The organism is Lactobacillus sp. M0403 (genome assembly GCF_016101265.1).
Taxonomy (GTDB): Bacteria; Bacillota; Bacilli; order Lactobacillales; family Lactobacillaceae; genus Lactobacillus; species Lactobacillus apis.
Genome location: NZ_JACFQV010000002.1, coordinates 163,921 through 190,017 on the forward strand (window position 1 = coordinate 163,921; position 26,097 = coordinate 190,017).

Sequence of the window (26,097 nt, forward strand, 5' to 3'; positions counted from 1 at the left end):
GATAAGTGTTTGCCATTAACAGAACTTATCATTGATGGTTTTAAATCATTTGCTGAAAAAACTAAAATTGAATTTGACACTGGTATTACCGGAATAGTTGGCCCAAACGGTAGTGGAAAAAGTAACATTACTGAAGCAATACGTTGGGTAATGGGTGAATCAAGCGCCAAGTCGCTACGTGGGTCAAATATGAAAGACGTCATCTTTGCAGGTAGTGAATTCCGTAAGCCCGCTAATCATGCTGAAGTCTCAATGATTTTTGATAACAAAAAACGTGAACTTAACTTTGATGATGATCATGTAATCGTTACTAGAAGAATATTGCGTTCCGGCGATAATGAGTACTTAATCAATAAGCGTAGTGTTAGGCAAAAAGATGTCCGTGCTTTATTTTTGGACTCAGGAATTTCTCAAGATAGTCTTGCAATTATTTCGCAGGGGCGAGTAGATCAGATTCTAAATTCCAGACCGGAAGAAAGACGAAGTCTATTTGAGGAAGCTGCTGGAATACTACATTTTAAAAAGCAAAAAGAAGAAGCCAGTGCTCAATTAGACCAAACTACCGAAAATCTAATTAGAATTAATGACTTGGTCAAGGAACTGGAACAAAGAATTGAACCGCTTCACGAGCAAAGTTCACTTGCTAAGGAATATCAGTTTCAAAAAGATAGTTTAGACAAAGATTTAAAGACTTTATTAGCGTTTGAAATTGAAGACTTAGATGAACAAAAAAAGGAAGTTCAAGAAAAAGCTGATCAAAACCAAGTTCTTTTATCAAAGCTTGATAGTGAAGTGAAGGAATCTCAAGCAGCGGTTGCTGCTAAGCGTTCAGAGTACAAAGCAGCAAATGATGAACGCGAACAAATTCAGGAAAAACTACTTGCTTTGACAAAGAAACTTTCTGATTTGAATACTGAATTGCAGGTTGCTGAGCAAAGCAAACAGTATAGTGAAGCAACAAAGAAAGAGTATCAGAAGGAGCTGGCAGATCTAAAAAAGCAGATTGCTGACTTACAAGAAGAATCTGCGGCGCTACTTCAGCAAAAAAAGGAACTGGCTGAAGAACAAGCTCAGCTGAAAGATAAAAGAACTAAGCTAACCGAGCAATTGGATGAAAATCCAGAGCAATTAAATAAGAAATTAGACGATCTAAGAGCTGATTATATTCAACTTTTGCAAGATCAAACTTCTAATAATAATGAAATTGTCTATTTAAATTCAGAACTTAAGCGCACTAGCGATGATAGTGATTACCAGAATGATGATGTAGTTAATCAACTTGAAAAAGCGGATAGTGAGCTTGAACGGCTACGTGAGCAAGGAAAAAAATTAAAAGAAAAACACCAAAAGGCTAGAGCCGATGTAAAGCAATTGACTGACAAACAAGCTAGTCAACAAGCAACTTTAGCTAATTTGCGTCAAGTAGTCAGTGATAATAACCAGCGCTATAGTCAGGTTAATGCTAGGTATGAAGCACTTAAAAACATTAGAAACAGGCATGAAGGCTATTATTATGGTGTGAAAAATGTGCTTAATAATTTAAGTGATTTTCCAGGAGTTATTGGTGCGATTGGAGAACTAATAACTTTTTCGGCTGAATTTGAAGCGGCAATGACTACTGCTTTAGGTGGAGGAGTTCAGGATCTTGTGACCACTTCTCGCACTAGTGCGCGGGATGCGATTAATCGATTAAAAATGAATCATAGTGGTCGTGCCACTTTTCTACCACTCGATGGTTTAAGAGTAAATGAAATACCTTCCTCAACAGTTAAGATTATTGAATCTTATGACGGCTATCAAGGGATAGCAAGCCAGCTTGTCAAAAGCTCCACTGAAGAAGATATTAGTGCTGCAATCAATTATTTGTTAGGCAGCACAATTGTGGTTGATACAATCGATAACGCAATGAAAATTAGGCAACGAGTTGCTCGGTATCGCATTGTTACACTCGATGGTGATATTATTTCGCCTGGTGGTTCAATGACAGGAGGAGCGAGAAATCAAAAAAATAATTCCCCGCTTCAGACTGTTTCTGAACTTAACCAATTAAAGAAAACACTTGCTCAACTGAAAGAGCAAATGGCAAAGGATCAAGTGCAGTTTACTGAATTATCCGATTCTAGTGATTCTTTAACTGAAGAAATTACTCAGCTACAAAACAAGGAACGAGAATATAGCAGAGACTTAGGTGAGGCCGTTCTTTCTTTTCAAAATCAGGAGAAGGAAGTTAATCGATTAAAGGCTGCCAAACGTTTGCTGGAAGCTCATCAACAAGAACGTGACGAGCAAATTGCAAAGATTAAAGAAAAGATTTCGTCAGCTGAAAAACAAAAAGCTGATTTTGTCAAAAAAATTGACCAACAAAAAGAAGTAATTAGCAAGATACAAGATAGAATCAAAAACTTTACCGAGCTTAATCAAAAAGTTCAGGCACAGCTTTCTGAATTAGATCCGCAAATTGCTGTTTATACTAATAAGTTGGAAAACTTAACTAGACAAGAAAATGACAAGGCCGTAAGCTTGAAACAGCATAAAGCTCAGCTCAAGTCTTTATCCGAAAAATTATCTTCACTCAGTCATAGTGGCGAGCTAGACCAGGCTAAGAAAAAGCAAATGGATGAAGAAATTAAGCAAGGCTCTATTGAAAAAGAAGAATTACAAACTAGTTTAAATAATCTTAGTTCAAAGCTGGGACAATTTGATGCTAAGATTAATCAGCTCGATCAAGTGGCAAGTAGAAACTATGATTTGCGCAAAGATGCAGCAAGTGAACAAGAAGATTTCTCAGTTAAGATTGCTCGTCTAACTAGTCAAATTGATCAACGACTTGACCAATTAAGTAAAGATTATTCTTTGAGTTTTGAAGCTGCTTTGAATCAGGCGCAAAGTCCAAATAATCAAGAAACCCGTGAACAACTTCAAAAGAGTGTAAAATTACACAAAATGTCACTTGAAGATATTGGGCCAGTTAATTTAAAGTCAATTGAAGAGTATGAGAACGTTAAGCAACGGTACGACTTCCTTAACAATCAACAAAATGACTTAATCAAGGGTCGTGACAATTTGCGCGAATCGATGGCCGAATTGGATCAAGAAGTTAGTTCAAGATTTGAAGCGACATTTACCGCAGTTGCTGAGAGCTTTAGTCAACTGTTTCCAGTAGTTTTTGGTGGCGGTAATGCTAAACTTGTTTTAACTGATCCGGACGATATGTTAACTACTGGAATCGAAATCATGGCAGAGCCACCTGGTAAAAAGTCACAACGTTTAAGTTTACTTTCAGGTGGTGAACGTGCTTTAACTGCGATTACATTATTGTTTGCGATGCTAAAATACAAACCTGTTCCATTCTGCGTTTTGGATGAGGTTGAGGCCGCTCTTGATGATGCTAACGTAACTAGGTTTGCCAACTTTTTGGAAGAATATGATATGCATACTCAGTTCATTGTTATTACGCATAGACGCGGAACGATGGAACGCGCGGATCAGTTATATGGAGTAGTGATGCAGGAATCGGGAGTTTCCCAGGTACTTTCGGTTTCATTAAAAGAACTAAAAGATGAGGTGAATTAACTTTGGGATTATTTGATAAGATAAAAAAATCTTTATTTGGTGAAGATGAAAATACAGATAAAGAAACCAAAAAGGACGAGAAAACCGAAGAAGAAAACGGTGAAAAAGCAGCTGACGTTGAAGAAGCAGAGCAAGATGAAAGTATAGAAGAAGCTGAAACAGCAGAAGAAAATCCGGAAGATGATTCTTCGAATCAATCTAACGATGTTGAAGAAGAGCAGTCTGAACAAGATAAAGAAGATACTGCCCAAGAAGACGTTGATTCTGACTCAACAGATAATGAGGAAAATGAAGTAGAGGATCAAACGGGTTCTGAAGAACAACAATCTGAAAATCAAACTGAGTTATATGAAAAGGGATTAGAAAAGACGAACAAAGGTTTTGGTGCTCGTTTGAATCGCTTTTTTGCTCAATTTAGAACAGTTGATGAAGATTTCTTTGATGATCTAGAAGAGCTGTTGATTGAATCAGATGTTGGTTATGAGACAGCAGAGCAGTTAACCGATGCTTTGAGGGATGAGGCTAAATTACAAAAAGCTAAATCTCGCGATGATCTTAAAAAAGTCATTGTTGAGAAAATGGTTGAGCTATACGATCAAAATGGTGACAGCGAAAACGAAAAACTAAGTCATCATGATGATGGCAAGACTAACATCTATCTTTTCGTTGGAGTTAATGGCGCTGGTAAAACTACCACAATTGGAAAATTGGCCAAACGTCTTAAAGATGAAGGTAAATCTGTTTTACTTGCTGCTGCAGATACTTTCAGAGCTGGTGCAGTTGAACAATTAGTTGAATGGGGGAAACGTGTCGATGTTCCTGTTGTTACCAGTAAAGAGCAAGCCGATCCAGCCTCGGTAGTTTATGATGCAACTAAGAGAGCAATAGACGAACAAGTTGATTACTTGCTAGTTGACACTGCTGGACGCTTGCAAAACAAAAAGAACTTGATGAATGAGCTTGAAAAAATAGAGCGAACAATAAAAAAATTAGCTCCTGACGAACCAACAGAAACGTTGCTTGTTTTAGATGGCTCAACTGGCCAGAATGCATTACTTCAAGCAAAAGACTTTGACAAAACAACTAAATTAACGGGTTTAGTTTTGACTAAATTAGATGGTTCCTCTAAAGGTGGGGTTGTCTTGGCAATTAGAAACGAAATGAAATTACCTGTGAAATTGGTTGGTCTTGGTGAAAAAGCAAGTGATTTAGCCGATTTTGATGCCGCAGACTATGCAGTTGGTCTTTTCCACGATTTGGTTTAAGATAGAAAGATAGAACAAAAAGAGGAGATACTTGATGAAAGAATATAGCGCATGTACCACAATTTTAGTAGGTAAAAATGCTTCTGTTGACGGTTCGACTATGATCTGCCGAAACGATGATACTTTTCGTCCAATTACACCACAGAAGTTCATTATCGAACCTGCTGCAAAAGGTGAAAAGGGCCGTAAAATTAAGTCTTGGCTAAACAAATTTGAAATGGATTTGCCAGAAGATGCTCAAGCAGTTCCAGCAGTTCCTAATGTTGATTATAAAAATCGTGGTTACTACGATGAAAGTGGAATTAATCAAGAAAATGTTGCAATGTCATGTACTGAATCAACTTATGGTAATGAACGTGCATTGGCCTATGATCCACTTGTAAAAGATGGTCTTGATGAAGATTGTATGCAGACAGTTGTTTTGCCATACATTCATTCTGCTAGAAACGGTGTTGAGTACTTAGGGAAATTAATTGCTAAATATGGTTCACCAGCTGGAAACTCTGTTCTGTTTGGTGATAAAGACGAAATTTGGTACATGGAAATAGTTACCGGTCATCATTGGGTAGCTGAACGTATACCAGATGATGCATATGCCGTAGCAGCTAATCGTGTTTCGATTGAGCAAGTTGATTTTGAAGACACTGACAACTTTATGTGGAGTGATGGTATTCGCGAGTTTGTTGAAGAACATCATTTGAATGTCGATCATGAAGGCTGGAATTTCCGTCATATCTTTGGTACTTACAGCCAACAAGACCGGTTCTACAACACTAATCGTGTTTGGTATGGTCAAAAGTACTTTAATCCAGAGATTGAACAAGATCCAACAGATGGTGATTTGCCATTTATTAGACGTGCTGCTAAAAAAATCACTCGTGAAGATATCGAATTTGTTTTAGGTAGTCATTATCAAAACACGCCATATGATCCTTTTGGCAAGGGCACTGAAGAAGAAAAGCACCGCTTCCGTCCAATTGGACTTAATCGTACTCAAAATGCGCATATCTTACAAATAAGAAATGATGTGCCAGACGACAAGGCTGCTGTAATGTGGCTTTGTATTGGTGGACCAACATTCACGCCATTTGTTCCATTTTTTGCTAATATGAATGATACTGATCCTTCATATAACAATACTTCAATGGATTACAATATGGATGACGCTTGGTGGTACTACAAGTCACTTGCAGCGTTGGTAGAGAGTCATTACCCACAATTTGTTCAGTTAGATACTGATTACTTGAATGAACTGAACCAATACTATCGTCACCGTGTACATGACGTTATTGAAGGTGCAGGTGAAAAATCTGGAGCTGAATTGACTGCTTACTTAACGAAGGCAAATCAAGAGACCGTTGCGTATACTAGAAAACGTTCAGAAAAATTATGGGCACAAATGATGATTGATTCTATCAATATGTCTAAGCTAACCTTTAATATGGATGCTAATCTATAAGTCACTTTTAGAGTTAAGTGAAAAAACCTCCTAGTTTTTACTAGGAGGTTTTTTAATGCTATTTAATTTCGTTTATCCATCGTTGAGTGTCTGATTCCGTAAAAGCAATAAATAATAAGCCCAATAATGGTCCAGAAGAACATGTATTTTTTAGCTTGCATGTCTAATCCCCAGAAAACGGCGAAAGATCCCAAAAATGCTAAGAACGGTAAAACCGGATACCATGGCATTTTAAAGGCTGGATCAGTAATATCTTTTCCTTCACGCGGACGTAAGCGATAAATTCCAATTGAAACGAACATAAAGGCAATTAAAGTTCCTGCAGATACCAATTGCGTTAAAAAGGTAAACGGTATGAAGGCAGAAATAAAGATAGCAATAATTGCAACTGTCCATAGCGAACATGTTGGACGACGAGAAGCCGATAATTTTCCTAATTTTTTAGGTAGCATCCCATCACGACCAAACGAATATATCAAACGTGAACTAGCCAAGCAAAGGCCAATCAAGGCGGTAAACATGCCTAAAACTGCGACAGATTGGACAATTACTGCGACCATACCATGACCCGTTTGCCTTAATGCGTAGCCAACTGGTTCTGCTGAATTAAGATATTGTTGATAAGGTACCATTCCTACTAGAACTAGACTAACAGCAACAAATAATGCAACTGAAATAAGCAAGGAACCGATAATTCCACGCGGCATTGTCTTTTGCGGATTGACTGCTTCAGCTGAATTTGAAGCGATTGTGTCAAAACCTAAAAAAGAAATGTAAATCATTGAAACGCCAGCATATATTCCTTGCCAACCACCAAAAGCACCGTGGCTAGTAGGTCGGTATGAAGGAACAAAGGGAATGAAATTAACTTTTTGTACTGCGGTTAGACCAACAACAACAAATAAAAGGATTGCCAGAACTTTTGTTACAACTAAAACATTTTCAATTTTTGAAGCTTTAGATACACCGCAGCTAACAATCAGAGCAGCTAGTGTAATCGCAATTAAGGCAATAAGATCAAAGAAGCCGCCGTTTACTCCTAAAGGGTTAGCTAACGCATTTGGTAGTTGCCACCCAAGTGGAGCAATTAAAGCGCGGAAATTGGCTGAAAGCCCAGAGGCGATAAAGGCCATTCCAATAAGATATTCAGCAAGTAGTGCCCAGCCAGAAATCCAGCCCCAGAATTCGCCGAAGATAACATTAATCCATGAATAAACTGAGCCTGCAAATGGCATTGCTGCCGCCATTTCAGCGTAGGCAAATGCAACCAAACCAGCAACGATTGAAGCAATTACACAGGAAATCGCGACAGCAGGACCAGCGTGCAGGGCAGCAACTTCACCAGGCAGGGTGAAAATTGAGGTTGAAACAATTGTTCCAACACCTAAAGCTAAAAAATCTCGGACTTTTAATGTGCGGATTAAGTGACCATCTTTTTCTTGATAAATGGCCGGATTTTCTTTCCGATTCATTTTTTTCCAAAAGTTCAAACAAAAATCTCCTTAGTGTTATGTTAAATTTAACAAGCAAAAGCTTGTCATTAGTGTATTCTTACCTTTTAGACAAAATAGCACCGTAATGATACAAGCTATTATCTTTGAATGCAAGAAACTTTAATTGGATTTTTTAGGTAAACTCATCTTTCTAGATCGTCAAGTACGCGCATTTTTGCTATACTGGTTCAAGGTGAACGCAATGGATGAACTAACAAAAAATGAAGTCCTAGGTGATTTATACGCCTATTATGGAAAATTATTGACTGAAAACCAGCAAAGTTATTTTGAAGATTATTATTATAATGATCTTTCTTTGGGTGAAATTGCTCTGAATCATCAAGTTTCGCGGCAAGCAGTTTATGATAACTTACGGCGTTGCCGCACGCTGCTAGTTAATTATGAGGAAAAACTGCACATGCAAAAAGACTATAATGAGATTGAAGAGAAGCTAGGTCAAATTTCCATTGCAATTAAAGAAAAACAGCAGAATCAAGCTTTAAATGATATTAACGAGTTATTGCACAAAATGAGGGGAGAATAATTCATGGCGTTTGAGAATCTAAGTGAAAGAATTCAAAAAGCTCTACGCAATTTATCTGGTAAGGGTAAAATTTCTGAAGAGGACATCAATAATGCCAGTCGTGAAATCAGACTAGCTTTACTCGAAGCGGATGTTAACTTTAAAGTTGTCAAAGACTTTATTAAAAAGATTAAGCAAGAAGCCTTAGGAAAAGAGGTTCAAGAAAGCTTAAATCCGGGTCAACAAGTCATTAAGATTGTTAATGATGAATTGACTAAGATGATGGGCGAGAGTGCTACAACACTTAACAAATCTAAGCACATTCCTACTATTATTATGATGGTTGGTTTGCAAGGTACCGGTAAAACGACAACTGTTGGTAAGCTAGCTAATCGTCTGATTGAAAAAGAAAAAGCCCGTCCTTTATTGATTGCAGGCGATATCTACCGACCTGCCGCAATTGATCAGCTTGAACAAATAGGTGATCAATTAAAGGTTCCAGTTTATAGTCAGCGGGATGAAAAAGACGTTGCGCAAATTGTAAAAAATGGTCTGCAACAGGCTGATCAAAATAAAAATGACTATGTCATTATCGATACGGCTGGTCGACTAGAAATTGACGAGCCATTGATGGAAGAGCTTGAGCAAGTTAAAGCAGTTGCACATCCAGATAATATTTTGCTTGTAGTTGATGCAATGACTGGTCAAGCAGCAACAGATGTAGCAAAGGGGTTTGATAGTCGCTTAGACATTACCGGCGTCATTTTGACCAAATTAGATGGTGATACTCGAGGTGGTGCAGCTTTATCAATTAGAGCTGTGACTGGAAAGCCAATTATTTATACTGGGCAAGGTGAAAAATTAACTGACCTTGAACAATTCTATCCTGACCGGATGGCCTCCAGAATCTTGGGTATGGGTGACATGCTGACTCTGATTGAAAAAGCTCAGCAAGATTACGATGCCAAAAAAGCTGAAGAAGTAGCAGAAAAGATGAAAGAGAATACCTTCGACTTTAATGACTTCGTTGATCAGCTTGAACAAGTTGAAAAGATGGGACCACTTGACCAAATTGTTAAGATGATTCCTGGAATGGCTAACAACCCTCAGCTAAAAAATGTCAATTTTGATAAAAAGCAAATCGTCTATGTTAAAGCAATTATTTCTTCAATGACAGAAGAAGAGCGTGAAAATCCTGAATTGTTAAATCCAAGTCGCAGAAGGAGAATTGCTGCTGGATCTGGTAGACCGATTGTTGAAGTTAATCGAATGATTAAGCAGTTTAAGCAAGCTCGTGACATGATGAGTAAGATAACCAAAGGGAATTTAAAAGGAATGGAGAATATTCCTGGTATGGATTCACCAATGGGAAGAATTGCAATGAGAAGAATGGGTAAGAAGTTTAAGAAAAATAAGAAGAAGCGAATGAAGGTCAAGCGTTATCATTCTTAGTTTTTACCTGTTAAGGGAAAAAGCTTTACACCCTCAAAAAAACATGCTATATTATTATTCGTAAGTTTTAGGAGGATATTAATTTATGTCAGTAAAAATTCGTATGCGCCGTATGGGTGCCAAAAGAAAACCTTTCTACAGAATAGTTGTTGCAGATTCAAGAATGCCACGTGATGGTCGTTTTATTGAAGAAGTAGGTTACTACAATCCAGTTTCAGAACCTAAGGAATTGAAGCTTGATGAAGACAAGATTTTTGAATGGTTGAAGAAGGGTGCACAACCTTCGGATACTGTACGTTCACTTCTTTCAAGCGCTGGCTTAATGAAGAAGTTGCACGAATCAAAATTCAACAAATAATTGAATTTGTTAGAAAAAGTTTGGAGTAGTTTGCTTCAAACTTTTTTCTTGGTTTAAATTTAGGAGAAAAGATGCAGTTTTATGACGTCGCGCGCATATTGACGACACATGGTTTAAATGGAGAAGTCAAAGTAACGCAAATTACCGATTTCCCAGAAAAACGGTTTGCTCCCGGGAGCAAGTTATCACTGAAAGATGATCTGCAAACGGAATTAACAATTAAGAGTAGCAGACCGTTTAAACAATTTTGGCTTATTCAATTTGAAGAGATCAATCAAATTGAGCAAGCAGAATTACTCAAGGGAAAAATCTTGGTTGTTAGTGAGACTGAACAGCATGAACTGCCACAAGGCTACTATTATTACCGTGACATTTTAGGGTGTTCGGTTATTGATAATCAAGATGGTAGTGATTTGGGAAAAATCACTGGAATTGAAACCCCAGGAGCCAATGACGTTTGGGAAGTTACTGAAGATTCAGGCAACGAGTATTTAATTCCTTATATTGATGATGTTGTCAAAAAGGTCGATGTCAATGCTAAAAAAGTTTATGTAGAACTATTGGAGGGCTTGCGAGATGAAAGTTAATATTCTGACACTTTTTCCGGATATGTTCACTCCTTTAACAACTTCAATGCTTGGCCGTGGTCTTGAAGACGGTAAATGGGAATTAAATTTAGTTAACTTTCGTGACTTTACTTCTGATGTTCATCATCATGTTGATGACACGCCATACGGCGGCGGCGCAGGCATGGTCTTACAAATTATGCCAATTAAAAAGGCACTTGATTCACTTTCCAATAAAGGTAAAGTGATTATTACGGCACCACAAGGAAAGACTTTCAATCAGAAAATGGCACAGGAATGGTCAAAAGAAGATAATTTAACTTTTATTTGTGGCCATTATGAGGGTTTTGATCAGCGTGTTTATGATTTAGCGGATGAAACTGTTTCAATTGGAGATTATGTTTTAACTGGTGGAGAATTACCAACGATGAGTATGGTTGACGCAACTGTACGGCTATTACCTGGTATTTTAGGTAACGCAGCCTCTCCAGTTGAAGAAAGCTTTGCACATGGCTTATTAGAATACCCGCAGTATACTCGACCAGAAGATTTTGAAGGGATGAAGGTCCCAGCTGTTTTGACTTCAGGTAATCATCAAAAAATTGATGAATGGCGTCATAAAGAGTCGCTACGAGCAACGTATTTGCATCGGCCTGATTTACTGGAAAATTATGAACTTAGTTCTCAAGAAAAAACCATGTTAGAAGAGATTAAACAAGAAGACACAAGAGCTTGATTTTACAAGCTTTCTTTGCTAAGATAACAAAGGTGCAATTGTAATGTACTAATAGCTATGGGTGTTCCGCTGGCGTAGATAATCGTTGATGAATGCCGAAGAAGGAGAAAAATATGGATCCATTAATTCAAGAATTAACTAAAGAACAATTACGTGATGATATTCCTGACTTCCGTGCTGGTGACACTGTTCGTGTTCACGTACGTGTTGTTGAAGGTTCTCACGAACGTATTCAGATGTTCGAAGGTGTTGTAATCAAACGTAAGGGTGCAGGTATTGCTGCAACTTATACTGTACGTAAGATTGCTTCTGGTGTTGGTGTTGAACGTACCTTCCCAGTAAATGACCCTCGAGTAGCTAAGATTGAAGTATTACGTCACGGTCGTGTACGTCGTGCTAAGCTTTACTACTTACGTGAACGTCATGGTAAATCTGCAAGAATCGCAGAAAAGCGTCGTTAATTCACGCTTAAGTAAAAAAGAATCACTCCGTAAAGGAGTGATTCTTTTTTGTTTATGTTAAAATATTCATTAAAATATTTTTAATGAGGAAAAGAATTATGAAAGAACCATTATTGTTAAATTTTGATCCTGAACCTCGGGCGGTTTTAGAACCAGATCATGAGAAAAAGATTAATAACTTTCGTTTTCAGCCTAAGTTACTGTTTGCATTCCTAACTCCTGATGTGATTGGTGATTTCTTGGCTCGTCATCCTCATAAAAAAATTGGGTTCTTTGACTGTTTCGAAGGAGAAACTCCAATTTATGAGGTTGATTTAGACGAAGAAAAAATTACTTTTTGTCAAGCGAAGATAGGTGCTGCAGCTGCTGTGATGCTATTGGATTGGTTAATAAGTTACGGTGTCAAGCAAATTTTAGCAATAGGATCTGCAGGCTGTTTAATTGATTTACCGGAAAACTATTTTCTACTGCCTACAAGAGCTATTAGAGATGAGGGCACATCCTTTCATTATATGAAACCAGGAACATATATTGATTTAAACTCAAGGTTTCTAACAAAGACAAAAAAGTTACTGAATCAAGAAGGCTTTAAAGTTGAAGAAGTAACTACCTGGACAACTGATGGTTTCTTTAGGGAAACTGTCAAGAAAGTAAAGCAAGCCCAAGAACTGGGGGCCTCTTGTGTAGAGATGGAATGTGCAGCAATGGCTGCGTGCGCACAATTTAGAGGGGTAGATTTTGCACAAATATTATTTACAGCAGATTCTCTCAAAGACTTAGAAAATCATGACGAAAGAGGCTGGGGCAGTGATGCTCGTGAAGCAGCCATTAATTTGGCAGCAAATATTATAGCCAACATTTAATTTCCAACTTTGTGAAAAACGGAAGTGTGAAACTGATGTGAAACCATGTTGTATTTCACAAAGTTTAAAACAAATATTGATATAACAGCATTTAATACCGAAATAACTTCAAAAATTTGTGAATTACATTTTAATAATTGCTGTGGAAAGATAAAAGGACAAATTTTGCATTTCTGCTTTATTTAGATGCGACTCAAAAATGTAGAAAAAAACCATTGAATTCCGAATAAAACTAGTTCGTAAATTTCAATGGTGTAATAAATAGTTTCTAAATAATGTTGTTTCGATATAAGCCAACCACTTTACCTAAGATATGAACGCTGTTCAAGAGTATTGGTGCCATAGTATCATTTTCTGGCTGTAAACGGTAATGATCTTTTTCTTTATAGAACCGCTTGACGGTTGCTTCATTTTCATCGGTCATTGCAACAACAATCTCACCGTTAATAGCAGAGCTTTGTTTACGGACAATCACATTGTCTCCGTTTAAAATACCAGCGTTAATCATGCTTTCGCCGTGAACTCGTAGCATAAATAAGTCGCCAGCATCATTAGCTAAATCGGGAGGAAGTGGGAAATAATCTTCAATATCTTCAACGGCTAAAATTGGCTGACCTGCTGTGACATCACCAACAACGGGAATATCAGTAGGCTTGACGCCAAGTGCCTTTTTGCCTTCTTCTGTAATTTCTAGTGCTCGAGGCTTAGTTGCGTCCTTAACAATTAAGCCTTTTCTCTCTAGTCTAGAAAGATGACCGTGAACCGTAGAAGTTGATGAGAGTTCAACTCCTTGGCAAATTTCTCTAACAGTGGGAGGGAATCCGCGTTTTTCAACGGTATCATATATATAACGAAGAATTTGTAGTTGCTTAGAACTTTGCTTATTGGTCATTTTTTTCTCCCATTCGTTAGTTAATTCTTTGTATTAACTACATTCTAACAAATAATGTTGCCTAATACAAACAGGCGTTCTAAATAATTATTCTTTTTTTTATCCAAAAAGTAAGGTAGACTTTTACAAATGAGAGGTGCAAAAATGACTGAAAATAATGAACAAAGATTAACTGAAGAACAAGAAAAAAAACTAACTGATAGAATCAATGAGTTATACCATAAGAAAGAAGCTCAGGGATTAACTAAAGAAGAAGAAGAGGAGCGACAAAAACTTCACAAAGAATTTATCAGAAATTTCCGTGCTGGCTTTAAACAAGATGTCGAAGACTTGGTTATCGTAGATAAAAATGGTAAAGAAGTAACTTCCGAAAAAGCAAAAAAAGCACAGCGTAAGAAAGGCTTGAGAAAAGACTGATTTATAGCTTTTAATTTACTTATTTTTTAGGTAAGATATATCTATTGGACAAATTGAGGTGATTATTTTATGAATTTAGGATTAGCAATTGTATTAATTATTGTAGCGCTGCTAATAGGTCTTATTGGCGGCTTTTATGGTGCTAGAGCATACATGAAGAAATATTTTAAAGATAATCCACCAATCAGTGAAGATATGATTGTTGCCATGATGTCACAAATGGGTCAAAAACCTTCTGCTAAAAAGGTAAACCAAGTGATGAACATGATGAAACATCAAAAATAAAATCTTAACTAGATTGACATCAGACGGAGGATTATTTCTTCCGCCTTTTTATTTTGAAAGACAGGTGAAAAATGGGTATATTTTTTAAGTTAGGCTGGTTTTTTAAAAAGGAAAAGAAACGCTATTTAATCGGTGTTGCTTTTCTAGCACTAACTTCAATAATTAACTTAGTACCACCAAGAATTTTGGGTTTAATGGCTGATCAATTAGATAAAGGTCATATTTCTTGGCAAGAATATGCGACTTTAATCTTAGCCATTGTACTAGCTGCGTTAGTTTTATATGCTTTCCGCTATTTTTGGCGTCGTCAAATTTGGGGTGGTGCAGCCGAATTAGAATTGCAAATGCGCTCTAAACTGTTTGAGCACTTTATGGAAATGGATCGTACATTCTATCAACGCCATAGAACAGGTGACCTAATGGCACACGCCACTAATGATGTTTCAGCGATTCAGGAAGTTGCGGGTGAAGGTGTATTGACATTAGTTGATTCACTTTTGATGAGTGTAACAACAATGGTCGCAATGATAGTATTTGTTGATTGGCGGTTAACAATCGTTGCACTTATTCCATTACCATTTCTTGCCTGGGGGGCATGGAAATTAGGCGATCAGCTATACGGTGCGTTTGATGAATCACAGGCTGCTTTTTCTCGTTTAAACAATAAAACTCAGGAATCGATTTCTGGGATTAAGGTTCTAAAAACCTTTGGTCAAGGAAAAGAAGATACTGAAGCCTTCAATGACATGGTTAATGATACGATTAAAATCAATAAACGTGTCTTTAAGTGGGATTCATTATTTGACCCATTGGGAACGCTTCTTATTGGACTGACCTATACAATAACTATTATTTATGGTGGATTGTTGGTTAGCCACAAGGCTTTATCAATTGGGCAACTTGTATCATTTATTGCCTATATCGGGAATATGGTTTGGCCTATGTTTGCAATTGGTTACCTATTTAATATCCTTGAGCGAGGTAGCGCAAGCTATGATCGAGTTGAAAAACTACTTGATGAAAAACCTGAAATTACCGATCAACATGCTGATCAAAGTCTCCAAGCTCAAGATATTGCAGGTGATTTGAAATATCAAGTAAAATCTTTTGCTTATCCTGATGAGCCACAAACTCCAGTGCTGCACAATATTGATTTCACTCTAAAAACAGGGCAGACACTTGGACTAGTTGGGAAGGTCGGAGCAGGTAAAACTACGATTATTCAGCTGTTGCTGCGTGAATTTGATAAATATGATGGGAAAATAACATTAAATGGTCACGATATTAGAGAAATACCATTAAATGTTTTATTGCGTCAGATTTCATATGTTCCGCAAGATAATTATCTTTTCTCAACAAGTATTCAAAAGAATATTGCTTTTTCAGATGCAAATTCAGATGAGAGTGCGATTGTGTCAGCTGCTAAAAAGAGTGATTTGCACAATGATATTTTGCAAATGCCTGGTGGCTACAACACTCTTGTTGGTGAAAACGGCGTTTCTCTTTCTGGTGGACAGAAACAAAGAATGTCAATTGCACGAGCTTTGTTGAAGCAAAGTCAAATTTTAGTCCTAGATGATGCTTTATCCGCTGTTGACGCAAAAACTGAGATGGCAATTTTGAAATCACTAAGTAAAGAGCGTGAAGGTAAAACCACTTTAATTGCTACGCACAGACTGACCTCAGTTATGAATGCCGATTTAATTTTGGTTCTAAAAGACGGTCAAATTGTTGAAAGAGGTACGCATGATCAGCTGTTAGCAGAAAACGGCTGGTATGCAGACATGTGGCAACGCCAAGAATTAGAAGCAAAGGTAGGTGAATAAGATGGACGATCAAAGTAATTATGAATCTGTCTGGTCAAAAGAAATACCTGTAAAAGAACAAATTAGCATCTTCAAACGTTTGATGCGCTTTGTAATGCGGTTCAAAAATGAAATGATTATTGCGGGTATTGGAGCATTTTTGGTTAGTGTAATCAACATGCTTCTGCCATACGGATTGCAGTTCTTTTTGGACAATTACTTAGTTAAAGAGAGTGTTACAACCCAGATTATCTTATTTGCTGGTTTCTTATATGCTTTTGGTTCAGTTATCAAAGCGGTTTTGCAGTTTACTTACGAGTACTTTTTTGCTTTAGGTTCTGAAAAATCGCTTGAAAGTTTACGTTCAGCACTATATAAGCAATTACAAAGGTTGGGAATGCGCTATTTTGATCAAACTCCAGCTGGTTCAATCGTTTCGCGCGTTACTAACGATACAATGACTTTAAGTAACTTTTTAGTGGTACTTTCAAGTGTTGTCATGTCCTTTTTCTCAATTATTTCTGCTTTAGTAGCGATGTTTACGACTAACTTTTATGCGGGCTTAATTGTTTTGGCATTTTTACCCATTTTATTGCTAATTATTTGGCAATATTCTAAGAGAAGTTCAAAGTTATACCGAAATTATCGCGAGCGCTTAAGTCGCATTAATACGAATTTAAACGAGTCAATTGAAGGGGTTTCTTTAATTCAGCAATTCAAACAAGAAAAGCGAATGATTAATAATTTTGAACATGAAAACACTTCTTTAATGAAGACGCGTTTTAGTATGATAAACCTTAATTCATTACTTTTATCACCGTTAACGAGTATGCTTTACTCGATAGCACTTGCTTTAACCTTGATGTACTTTGGTTTTCCACTACGTGAGACTTTTGTTCCTGCAGGTGTGGTTTATGCATTTTCACAATATATCTCGCAATTCTTCAATCCAATTGCTAATATGATGGATCAAATGACTTTCTTTCAAGATGGAATTGTTGCCGGAAAGAGAATCTTTAGAATTCTTGACAATACAGACTTTGAACCTGAGCAGCAAGCTGAAAAAGGCTTAACAATTACTAAAGGTAAAATTGAATTTAAGCACGTAAGCTTTTCATATGATGGTAAAAATGAAATATTGCATGATATTTCTTTTACTGTTAATCCAGGTGAAACATTGGGAATTGTTGGACACACTGGTTCCGGTAAGAGTTCAATTATCAACGTAATGATGCGTTTTTATGAATTCTATAAGGGGCAAGTACTAATTGATGGTGTAGATATAAAGAAGTATCCAAAAGAAGAGCTTCGCAAAAAACTAGGTCTAGTTTTACAGGAGCCATTCATGTTTTATGGTGATGTGAATTCTAATATTAGACTTTATAATAAAAATATCACTGATGAGGAAATTAAGGATGCAGCTAAAACTGTTCAAGCAGACGGCTTTATCGAAAATCTACCTGGTAAATATCATGCCAAGGTTGGTGAAGGCGGTAGCGAGTTCAGTCAGGGACAACGACAACTGATTTCATTTGCACGTACTTTAGTCACTGATCCTAAAATTTTAGTTCTTGATGAAGCAACGGCTAACGTAGATACTGAAACTGAAACATTAATTCAAACTGCCTTAAAGAGTTTAAGAAAAGGCCGAACTACTTTGGCCATTGCGCACAGATTGTCAACAATTGTTGATGCTGATCAAATTATCGTTTTAAACGATGGAAAAATAGTTGAACATGGAAATCATGAACAATTATTGGCTCAAAAAGGTTATTACTACAACTTATATAAGTTGCAAAACAGTCAAAAATAAGTTTATGCACGGGTTATTTAATTATCCCGTGCTTTTCTTTTACACCAATTGTTGACAGCGGTTACATAAAGATGTAAATTAATTATAATAACAATTAAAAATATTTATGTTTTAGAAATAGGAAGTTTGAAATGGAATACCATCAAATTAATGATACTGATCGTGAAAATTTACGTAAATTTATTTCAGAACCTGAGCGTTTTGTTACAGAGCCAACTAAACATTGGGATCATGACCAATTTAGAACAGTAACAGCAATGCCAGAATTAGTAATTCAACCAGTTACTAATCAAGAAGTAGAAAATGTTGTTAAATATGCGAGTGATCATCATATTCCTTTGGTGCCACGTGGTAATTCAACTGGGTTAATGGGTGCCAATTTATCTGTTGATGGCGGTATCTCACTCGATATGGTTAAAATGAACCGTATTTTAGAATATGATCCGGATGGGTTAACTATGACAGTTCAAGCAGGAATCAGATTAAAGGATATTGAAGAATATCTTGCTGATAAGCCATTTACTTATATGCCTGCACCTGCTATGCACTGGGCTACAATTGGTGGTAATGTTGATACAAATGCCGGTGGCTTAAAAGCAATCAAGTATGGTGTTACAAGAGAGCACATCCGCGAATTGAAGGTTGTTTTAACTAACGGAAAATTGTATAAGTTTGGCTCTAAAGCAGTTAAATCTTCATCAGGTTATTCTCTAAAAGATTTGATTATTGGTTCAGAAGGTACGCTAGGCGTAGTTACTGAAGTTACATTGAGATTGTATCCAAAACCACGCAAATCAATTAATGCAATTATTCCTTTCCCAACTTTGAATGATGCAATTAGATCAGTTCCAGCAATTCTTGCTTCCGGTGTTGTTCCAACTACAGTTGAATTCATGGGACGTAAAGTGATTAACTTATGGGAAAAATACGCAGACGATGAATTCCCAATTAAAAATGGTGATGGTTTTATTATCATGGGCCTGGATTCATTTACTGAAGAAGAGTGGCAAGCAGAACTGAAACAAGCATTGGAAGCTGTAAAAGAATTTAAAGCTGAAGATGCAGTTATCTTAAGTGCCGATTCAGAAGAAGCTAAGAAAATTTGGAAATGTCGTGAAGAATTACTTCTTGCAATTCAAAAGTCAACTCCAAAGATGGATGAAATCGATGTCTGTGTTCCGATTAACCACATTCCAGAGGTTTTAGATCGTATTGAAGAGCTTGAAAACGAATTGAATATTAGAATTCCAAACTTTGGACATGCTGGCGATGGAAACCTACATATTTATCTTTGCTCTGACGACATGTCTGATGAAGAATACGCCAAGACAAGTGATAAAGTAATTTCAGAATTATACAAGACAGCTAAATCACTTGATGGTAATATGTCCGGCGAACACGGTATTGGTTATGCTCGTGCTGGTTACTATGAAGATTTCTATGGTCACGACTACACTGAACTTTTACGTCAAGTTAAGAAGTTGTTTGATCCTAATGAAGTTGTTAACCCTGGCAAAATCTTTAAGATGTAAGAATGTAAAAGTTAAATAGTTTATAAAGCAACTTTCGATATCATTATTGAATTCGAAGGTTGTTTTTATTTTTAGCAAAAATTTCTAATTCAAAATAAAAAAGACTAGTTACGATGAAATACGTAACTAATCTTTTAAAAATTGAGTTATAGCTCATTTGTTTTAATTTTTAAGCATGTAATCACGAGTCATTGGTAAGTTTTTACCAGACGGCCCTTTGGTTAGGAGATATTGAACTACATCAATATTTCCCGATTCAAAGGAGGCAGCACATGCTTGTAAATAAAGGTCCCACATTCTAGTGAAGCGCTCACCCATGTTTTTTTGAATAACATCACGATGATTGTTAAAGTTTTTATCCCAAATTTCAATTGTTCGTTGATAATGGCGTCTTAACATTTCAATGTCATCAATTTGCATGCCATTTTCGACAATATGATGAACATTTTCATCTAGTCCTGGGATATAGCCACCTGGGAAGATGTACTTATCAATCCAAGCATTGCTAGCGCCACCTTGTTGGCGGGTAATTCCGTGGATTAGGGCAACGCCGTCTTTTTTAAGGTATTTTGCAACGTCATTAAAATACTGACCAAGATTTTCTTTACCAACATGCTCAAACATGCCAACTGAAGTAATGTAATCCCATTGTTGATCGCCAAGTTCGCGATAGTCTTCTAGCTTAACTTCTACCTGATCCTGTAGATTTTCATCATAAATTTTCTTTTGAACAAGTTTATATTGTTCTTCGCTTAAAGTTACACCAGTAACCTTAAGATCATATTCTTTGGCTGCAGTCAACATAAGCGTTCCCCAGCCACAACCTATATCTAAAAGAGTTTTACCTTTTTGTGGATGTAGTTTATCAAGAATGTGATTGATTTTATCAATTTGAGCCTTTTCAAGGTCGTCTTGATTACCTTCCTTGAAGTATGCACATGAGTAGGTCATCGTAGGGTCAAGCCACAACTTATAGAAATCATTACCGATATCATAGTGACTTTGAACGTCTTTTTCACTCTGTTGTTCAGTATGATTTTGCTTAGGCATAAATTTGCGGAATTTACTAGACCGCATAAAACTGTTTGGGCTTTCATAAGCTCCAAGGATAAGTTCCTGTATACTGCCCTTGATTTCAATCTTTTTATCCATGTATGCTTCGCCGAGTGCTAATGAAGCATTACGGGTGATTTCATTAACTGGAATTTTTTCATTAAAAATGATTTCAATGTTTGGGTTGCCATTGCCATAAACTTCACTCTTACCATCCCAATAGGTTACTTTCACTGGGAAAGGAAAAGATTTACTTAACATCATTTTATAAAATGTTTTCTCTAACAATTTTTTGACTTCCTCCATTCAATTACAGTCGTAATTATTTTAACACTACAAAAAAAGATTAAACTTATTAAAGTTTAATCTTTTCATTTTGTCTGTTTTTACTTTGGTTGATAATGAAAATTAGGATTCTGTTCTTGATCAATCTTATTCCAAGCTTCTTTAAGCTGATTATCTAACATTGCTTCATTTTCATGTGTTAGTTTGATTTTTCGATCAACTTGAATAGGGTCGCCAAAGCAAACCTCAAGTGGTTTTCTCTTTAGAAGTCCTGTAAAGGTCAGAGGACCTTGATAAACAACGGGAACAATTGGCTTACCGGATAGCTTTGCAATTGCAATAGTTCCGCCTTTTAGTTCGGCGGAATGTCTGGTTCCAGATGGAAAGATAATTAATGAATAATTCCCATTTTTTAGTCCCTTGATAGGTGTCTTTAGAGCAGATGGACCAGGATTTTTACGGTCAACTGGGAAGGCATGTGCATGCTTTAAAATGAAATTTAAAACAGGATATTTAAATAATTCAATTTTTGTCATAAACATGAATTCTTTCGGACTTGCAGCTAAAGCAAACAAAATCGGTTCCCACCACGTGCGATGCGGAGCTGCCAAAATATAATTCCCATCTGGGATACGTTCTTTATGATTAACATGTAAATGCCCATTTAGTAGCCAGACAATAAAGCGGGCAATTGGGCGAATGATATGATAAAACATTATTTCCTCCAATGATGTAAAATATTATAACAGAGCTTGAGGAGAGGAAGAAATTTTTATGGTAAATTTGTCAAAAAATGAACGAATTGATTATATGTATAGCGATAATCTTAAAATTGTTCAGGACAAAGATGCCTTTAGCTTTTCGTTAGACACATTATTACTGGCGTCAGAAGCTAAAGAATCAATTAAAGATAGTTCGAAAGTTGCTGATCTCTGTGCAGGAAACTGTGCTGCAACAATTTATATGGCATATTTTAATCGAGCTAAGTATGATGCAATTGAAATTCAAGATGAGGCTGCTTCACAAGCTAGGCGATCGGTTGAATTAAATCAAATGGAAAACCGTATTCAAGTTCATCAAAAAAATGTTAAGGATGCACCTAAATTTTTACGTAAAGATTCTTATGATGTAGTTGTGGTTAATCCACCATATTTTAAAGTGGCAAAGAATCATAAAGTAAATCCTGATCCTAAAAAAGCAATTGCACGTCATGAATTGTTAATTAACTTAGAAGAAATAATTATGGTTGCCAGTGATCTTCTTAAGATGAAGGGCAAAATGTATATGGTACATCGACCTGAACGTCTTAACGAAATTGCATATTTTTGCATAAAGCACGATTTAAGTATCAAATTTGTACAGCCGTATGTATCTCATCGTGGAGATGATGCAAATTTAGTTATTATTGAAGCTGTTAAGCACACGGCAACAGATGGCTTGGTTTTGAGGGATGCGATTGAAGTTCATGATGAAAACGGTGATTTTTTACCTGTGATTCAAAAAGTAATTCGTGAAACTGATGAAGAGCGGCAAAAACATGATGAAGGGAAAAGTTACTATTTCTATGTTTTGTTGTGTAATGATGGCAGTTTTTATGGTGGTTTTACAAATGACCTACAAAAACGGTTAACTGCACATAACACTGGTAAAGGAGCAAAATATACTAAGACTAGAAGACCTGTCAAAATGATTTATCATGAAAAATTTCAAGATAAGCAACTAGCATTGAAAAGAGAGTATTGGTTTAAGCACCATACACGACAGTGGAAGGAAAATTTTTTGCGTGAACGATCAGTTGATTTTTAGCCTTGATTCTTAAGCCTAAATTTAGTATTATTTTACTTGTGTGTTAAACACACAAGTAAGAAACATCAAGAGTGATCAACGTTTTGGTGCCACACACTGGTGAAACGTTGAAATGATCGCTTGAGAGGTATAAAACCATAGGAGGAAGTTAATTATGTCAGTAGTTTCAATGAAACAATTACTTGAAGCTGGTGTCCACTTCGGTCACCAAACTAGAAGATGGGATCCAAAAATGGCTCCTTACATCTTTACTCAAAGAAATGGTATCTACATCATTGATTTGCAAAAGACAATCAAGATGTTGGATGACGCATACTCATTCGTTAGAGCAGTTGCTCAAGACGGTGGTGTAATTCTTTTTGTAGGTACTAAGAAACAAGCTCAAGACTCAATTGCTGAAGAAGCAACTCGTGCTGGTCAATACTACATTAATCAACGTTGGCTTGGTGGTACTTTAACTAACTGGAAGACTATTCAAAGTCGTGTGCAAAGATTAAAGGACCTTAAGAAGATGTCAGAAGATGGTACTTTTGAAGTATTACCAAAGAAGGAAGCATCTTTATTAACTAAGGAAAAAGATAAGCTTGAAAGATTCTTAGGTGGTATTGAAGACATGCCTAGAATCCCAGACGTAATGTTTGTTGTTGATCCTAAGAAGGAAAAGATTGCTGTTCACGAAGCAAACATTCTTGGTATTCCAGTTGTTGCAATGGTTGACACTAACACTGATCCAGATCCAGTAGATGTTGTTATTCCTTCAAACGATGATGCTATTCGTGCTATTCGCTTAATTTCAGGCGCAATGGCAGATGCTGTTATTGAAGGTAAGCAAGGTCAAGATGACAATAACGCTGACGTAGAAGCTGAAATGACTAAGAATGCTGCAGCTGATGGTGCTGAAGAAGCAACTGAAGCTGAAGAAACTTCAGACGAAGACTAGTTAAATATCTTTTATTTGAAAGGATACATCAATGGCAAATATTACTGCTAAACAAGTTAAAGAGTTACGTGATCGTACTGGTGCCGGAATGATGGACTCCAAGAAAGCTTTAGTTCAAGCTGATGGAGACGTTGAAAAGGCAATTGATATTTTAAGAGAAAACGGTGTTGCAAAAGCTGCTAAGAAGAGTGGTCGAATTGCAGCTGAAGGTTTGGCTGAATATGCATTCTCTGGTAACACAGCTGCATTAGTTGAAATTAACTCAGAAACTGACTTTGTTTCATCAAACGATAAGTTCATTAAGTTAGTTGATGATGTAACAAAGGCAATTCTTGCTGCAAAGCCTGCTAACGTAGAAGAAGCTTTAAAGGCTCCAATGGCTGGTTCAACAATCGGTGAAGAAATTACCAACTTGACTGCCGTTATCGGTGAAAAGATCACTTTAAGAAGATTTGATTTAATCAGCAAGAATGATGATGAAGTATTTGGCGCTTACAAGCATAATGGTGGATCAATTGTTGCTGTTGTTACTTTAAAGGGTGACAACGAAGAAGCAGCTAAGAACATTGCAATGCATGTTGCTGCTATTAACCCTGAATACTTAGATAAAGCTTCTGTTCCAAAGGCTGATTTTGATCGTCAAAAGGCAGTTTTCACTAAGGAAACTGAAAACGAAGGTAAACCTGCAAACATTATTCCTAAGATCGTTGAAGGTCGTGTTAACAAGTACTTAAGCGAAATTTGCTTAGTTGACCAACCTTACGTTAAAGATGGCGATATGACAGTTGCAGAATATGCTAAATCTGAAGGTTGTGAAGTTGCTGCATACGCTCGCTACGAAGTTGGCGAAGGTATCGAGAAGAAGCAAGAAGACTTTGCTGCTGAAGTTCAAGAACAAATTAAATAGTCCTTGAAGTCTAAAAAAAGATTTACTAAAAACCTTATCCTAATGGATAAGGTTTTTTTATTCTTAAAGAAAGTTAAAGTTAATAAAATAATTCTAAAATAAAAGCAAATGAATTTACCGACTAATTTTAATATGGAAAAATATAATTAGATAAATTTCAAAGTGAGGTAAGGCATATGGGCTTTGACATAATGATGATTGCAGTGATAGTCGGAACGATATGTATATATTTAAGCGTTGAAAAGTCCTTTTCTAAATTAAACAATAATTTAGTTTTTGTTATGGGTATCATTCTAGATGCGCTAGCATTTTTCTTAGCTGTCGGATAAAAGCCCTTCTAGAATAGAAACATTTTCAGGTTAAATAAAAAGAACCCTCTTTATAAAGGGTTCTTTTTGCATTCTTAGATTGATTTAACGTCTATTTAACTATATAGCTTTTTATTTTTGTCCACCAAATATGTAGGCAATATGCAGAAGTGAACGATAGTATCCAAGTTAAGATCCATGTGCCTAGGAAAGTTAAAAATGGGTGATAAGTCGCATGGTAACTCATATTTAATCCACGCCAAATCAGTTGATTCCAAAATACGTTTGAAAGGTAAGCACGGTAAGCATATGTAGCTAAAAAATGAAAAACTTTGAGTGAAGTTTCCGAATCATTCCTAACTTGATGTAAGCATAGAGTTGCAACTAAAGCAATGACTGCTAAACAATAGAATGTCATTGATGGTTTATAATACGGAGCGTTTGCAAAAAGGACTGGATGTCCAAAGCCGTGTAATTCAAAATTTGTCCAAATAAAACAAGCAAGAAAAACTAATAGAATTAGCCACCAAAATTTACTTAATATTGAATTAACATAATCTCTCAGTTGCCATGCAAGTACTCCAAATACGCCATAAATAAAGAACGAAATAAAAATTCGATCTAGCATATACCACGTTTTTTCGTGTGGACCATGGAATACGTAAAAATCATAAAACCATAGCCAGACAAAATATAAAACAAAAGTAATTAGAGCGACAAGTAATCCTCTTTTTACATTTTTACCAACGTAACGACTAATTGCCCAAAACAATGGCATTAAAATAATAAACTGCAACATCATTGTGTTGTACCACAAATGCGGTGCTCCATTACCATTAATAAAATGCCAACAAAATGAACCAAAATTATTAAATTTATTTATCTGTTGGAGCCATGGCATTCCCAGCAAATAAATTAACGTCCACCAAATTGTCGGAACAAATAGGTTTGACCAGCTTGACCTCATATGTGCTTTATATGAAAAATTGCCTGCCAAATCATTTGTTCGAATTGTGGTGTATAGGATGCCAAAAATAAAGGCTGGTGCAGTGTATTTAACCAAATTATACATAATGCCAAATATATCTTGTGTGGCAAAAGGCTGACCAACCCCCATAACCAAAGACATAATTGGCTGCGACATAACTGCAGTACAGGCAAAGACTTTTAAATAATCTCCAATATCTGCTGTTTTATATGCCGGATAAGGATATTTATCCATTTCATTTAAGACCTCTCTTAGTAGATTTGTGAGATCCCTAAGAAGTTCAGCCTTAATATATGCGATTTTTTCAAAAAAGGCAA

At 36.4% G+C, this 26,097-nt stretch carries 23 protein-coding genes; 18 read left to right on the forward strand and 5 right to left on the reverse strand.

All coding sequences use genetic code 11. The annotated features are described in order from the left end of the window. The first annotated feature begins 9 nt into the window (after positions 1-9). From smc to H3T48_RS03350, 3 genes are read left to right on the forward strand one after another with little or no spacing between them, the layout of a single operon-like run. Positions 10-3,573, forward strand: a complete 3,564-nt coding sequence (gene smc, locus H3T48_RS03340; RefSeq protein WP_198188476.1) for a chromosome segregation protein SMC — start codon at positions 10-12, stop codon at positions 3,571-3,573. 2 nt (positions 3,574-3,575) lie between these two features. Continuing rightward, positions 3,576-4,838: a signal recognition particle-docking protein FtsY gene (gene ftsY / locus H3T48_RS03345; protein ID WP_198188478.1), complete on the forward strand. Its 1,263-nt coding sequence runs from the start codon at positions 3,576-3,578 to the stop codon at positions 4,836-4,838. 34 nt (positions 4,839-4,872) lie between these two features. After that, a complete protein-coding gene (locus tag H3T48_RS03350; protein ID WP_046307105.1) occupies positions 4,873-6,297 on the forward strand; it encodes a C69 family dipeptidase in 1,425 nt (474 codons plus the stop codon). A 62-nt stretch (positions 6,298-6,359) separates the two neighbouring features. Here the strand turns inward: H3T48_RS03350 and H3T48_RS03355 are convergent, their stop codons facing one another. Next, positions 6,360-7,787 (reverse strand): APC family permease, encoded by a 1,428-nt coding sequence (locus tag H3T48_RS03355; RefSeq protein WP_046307103.1) that lies wholly within the window; start codon positions 7,785-7,787, stop codon positions 6,360-6,362. Positions 7,788-7,992: 205 nt separating this feature from the next. Between H3T48_RS03355 and ylxM the strand changes: the two genes are divergently transcribed. The 7 genes from ylxM (at position 7,993) to H3T48_RS03390 (ending at position 12,749) form a co-directional block, all read left to right on the forward strand. Further along, complete coding sequence (ylxM, locus tag H3T48_RS03360) at positions 7,993-8,334, forward strand: YlxM family DNA-binding protein (RefSeq protein WP_198188480.1); 342 nt, start codon at positions 7,993-7,995, stop codon at positions 8,332-8,334. A 3-nt stretch (positions 8,335-8,337) separates the two neighbouring features. Continuing rightward, a complete protein-coding gene (gene ffh / locus H3T48_RS03365; protein ID WP_198188482.1) occupies positions 8,338-9,765 on the forward strand; it encodes a signal recognition particle protein in 1,428 nt (475 codons plus the stop codon). 85 nt (positions 9,766-9,850) lie between these two features. Then, positions 9,851-10,123: a 30S ribosomal protein S16 gene (gene rpsP, locus H3T48_RS03370; RefSeq protein ID WP_046307097.1), complete on the forward strand. Its 273-nt coding sequence runs from the start codon at positions 9,851-9,853 to the stop codon at positions 10,121-10,123. Between the two features lie 71 nt (positions 10,124-10,194). Then, positions 10,195-10,710, forward strand: coding sequence for a ribosome maturation factor RimM (gene rimM / locus H3T48_RS03375; RefSeq protein ID WP_198188484.1), 516 nt, complete (start codon positions 10,195-10,197; stop codon positions 10,708-10,710). Then, entirely contained in the window at positions 10,700-11,425 is a 726-nt protein-coding gene (gene trmD, locus H3T48_RS03380) for a tRNA (guanosine(37)-N1)-methyltransferase TrmD (protein WP_198188486.1), read from the forward strand. Before rimM ends, trmD begins: the two co-directional genes overlap by 11 nt. A 113-nt stretch (positions 11,426-11,538) precedes the next feature. After that, positions 11,539-11,886 carry a 50S ribosomal protein L19 gene (rplS, locus tag H3T48_RS03385; RefSeq protein WP_046307093.1) on the forward strand — a complete coding sequence of 116 codons (348 nt, stop codon included), beginning with the start codon at positions 11,539-11,541 and terminating at the stop codon, positions 11,884-11,886. Positions 11,887-11,981: 95 nt separating this feature from the next. Next, positions 11,982-12,749 (forward strand): nucleoside phosphorylase, encoded by a 768-nt coding sequence (locus tag H3T48_RS03390; protein ID WP_198188672.1) that lies wholly within the window; start codon positions 11,982-11,984, stop codon positions 12,747-12,749. 268 nt (positions 12,750-13,017) lie between these two features. Here H3T48_RS03390 and lexA read toward each other — a convergent pair whose 3' ends face one another. Beyond that, entirely contained in the window at positions 13,018-13,641 is a 624-nt protein-coding gene (lexA, locus tag H3T48_RS03395; RefSeq protein ID WP_187158027.1) for a transcriptional repressor LexA, read from the reverse strand. A gap of 144 nt (positions 13,642-13,785) precedes the next feature. On the opposite strand from lexA, the gene H3T48_RS03400 reads away from it, so the two are divergent. The 5 genes from H3T48_RS03400 to H3T48_RS03420 all read left to right on the forward strand — a co-directional run bounded on the left by H3T48_RS03400 (position 13,786) and on the right by H3T48_RS03420 (position 19,493). Further along, positions 13,786-14,058: a DUF896 domain-containing protein gene (locus H3T48_RS03400; RefSeq protein ID WP_046307087.1), complete on the forward strand. Its 273-nt coding sequence runs from the start codon at positions 13,786-13,788 to the stop codon at positions 14,056-14,058. 69 nt (positions 14,059-14,127) lie between these two features. Next, a complete protein-coding gene (locus tag H3T48_RS03405) occupies positions 14,128-14,343 on the forward strand; it encodes a YneF family protein (RefSeq protein WP_074425186.1) in 216 nt (71 codons plus the stop codon). Between the two features lie 71 nt (positions 14,344-14,414). Further along, the gene (locus H3T48_RS03410; protein WP_198188494.1) at positions 14,415-16,169 is read left to right on the forward strand and encodes an ABC transporter ATP-binding protein; all 1,755 of its coding nucleotides are present in this window, start codon (positions 14,415-14,417) and stop codon (positions 16,167-16,169) included. 1 nt (position 16,170) lies between these two features. Further along, complete coding sequence (locus tag H3T48_RS03415; RefSeq protein WP_198188496.1) at positions 16,171-17,961, forward strand: ABC transporter ATP-binding protein; 1,791 nt, start codon at positions 16,171-16,173, stop codon at positions 17,959-17,961. Between the two features lie 131 nt (positions 17,962-18,092). Beyond that, positions 18,093-19,493 carry an FAD-binding oxidoreductase gene (locus tag H3T48_RS03420; RefSeq protein WP_109715578.1) on the forward strand — a complete coding sequence of 467 codons (1,401 nt, stop codon included), beginning with the start codon at positions 18,093-18,095 and terminating at the stop codon, positions 19,491-19,493. Between the two features lie 162 nt (positions 19,494-19,655). Here the strand turns inward: H3T48_RS03420 and H3T48_RS03425 are convergent, their stop codons facing one another. Together H3T48_RS03425 and H3T48_RS03430 are read right to left on the reverse strand one after the other, a co-directional pair. Further along, positions 19,656-20,834, reverse strand: a complete 1,179-nt coding sequence (locus H3T48_RS03425) for a cyclopropane-fatty-acyl-phospholipid synthase family protein (protein ID WP_198188498.1) — start codon at positions 20,832-20,834, stop codon at positions 19,656-19,658. A 98-nt stretch (positions 20,835-20,932) separates the two neighbouring features. Next, complete coding sequence (locus H3T48_RS03430) at positions 20,933-21,547, reverse strand: 1-acyl-sn-glycerol-3-phosphate acyltransferase (protein WP_198188500.1); 615 nt, start codon at positions 21,545-21,547, stop codon at positions 20,933-20,935. Between the two features lie 58 nt (positions 21,548-21,605). Here H3T48_RS03430 and H3T48_RS03435 point away from each other — a divergent pair, with 58 nt between their 5' ends. From H3T48_RS03435 to tsf, 3 genes are all read left to right on the forward strand, one after another. Continuing rightward, a complete protein-coding gene (locus H3T48_RS03435; RefSeq protein WP_074425196.1) occupies positions 21,606-22,637 on the forward strand; it encodes a GIY-YIG nuclease family protein in 1,032 nt (343 codons plus the stop codon). 154 nt (positions 22,638-22,791) lie between these two features. Beyond that, positions 22,792-23,577: a 30S ribosomal protein S2 gene (gene rpsB, locus H3T48_RS03440; protein ID WP_187158021.1), complete on the forward strand. Its 786-nt coding sequence runs from the start codon at positions 22,792-22,794 to the stop codon at positions 23,575-23,577. A 31-nt stretch (positions 23,578-23,608) separates the two neighbouring features. Next, a complete protein-coding gene (tsf, locus tag H3T48_RS03445; RefSeq protein WP_198188502.1) occupies positions 23,609-24,484 on the forward strand; it encodes a translation elongation factor Ts in 876 nt (291 codons plus the stop codon). Between the two features lie 420 nt (positions 24,485-24,904). On the opposite strand, the gene H3T48_RS03450 is transcribed toward tsf, so the two are convergent. After that, positions 24,905-26,014: an acyltransferase family protein gene (locus tag H3T48_RS03450; RefSeq protein ID WP_198188503.1), complete on the reverse strand. Its 1,110-nt coding sequence runs from the start codon at positions 26,012-26,014 to the stop codon at positions 24,905-24,907. Positions 26,015-26,097 lie beyond the last annotated feature (83 nt).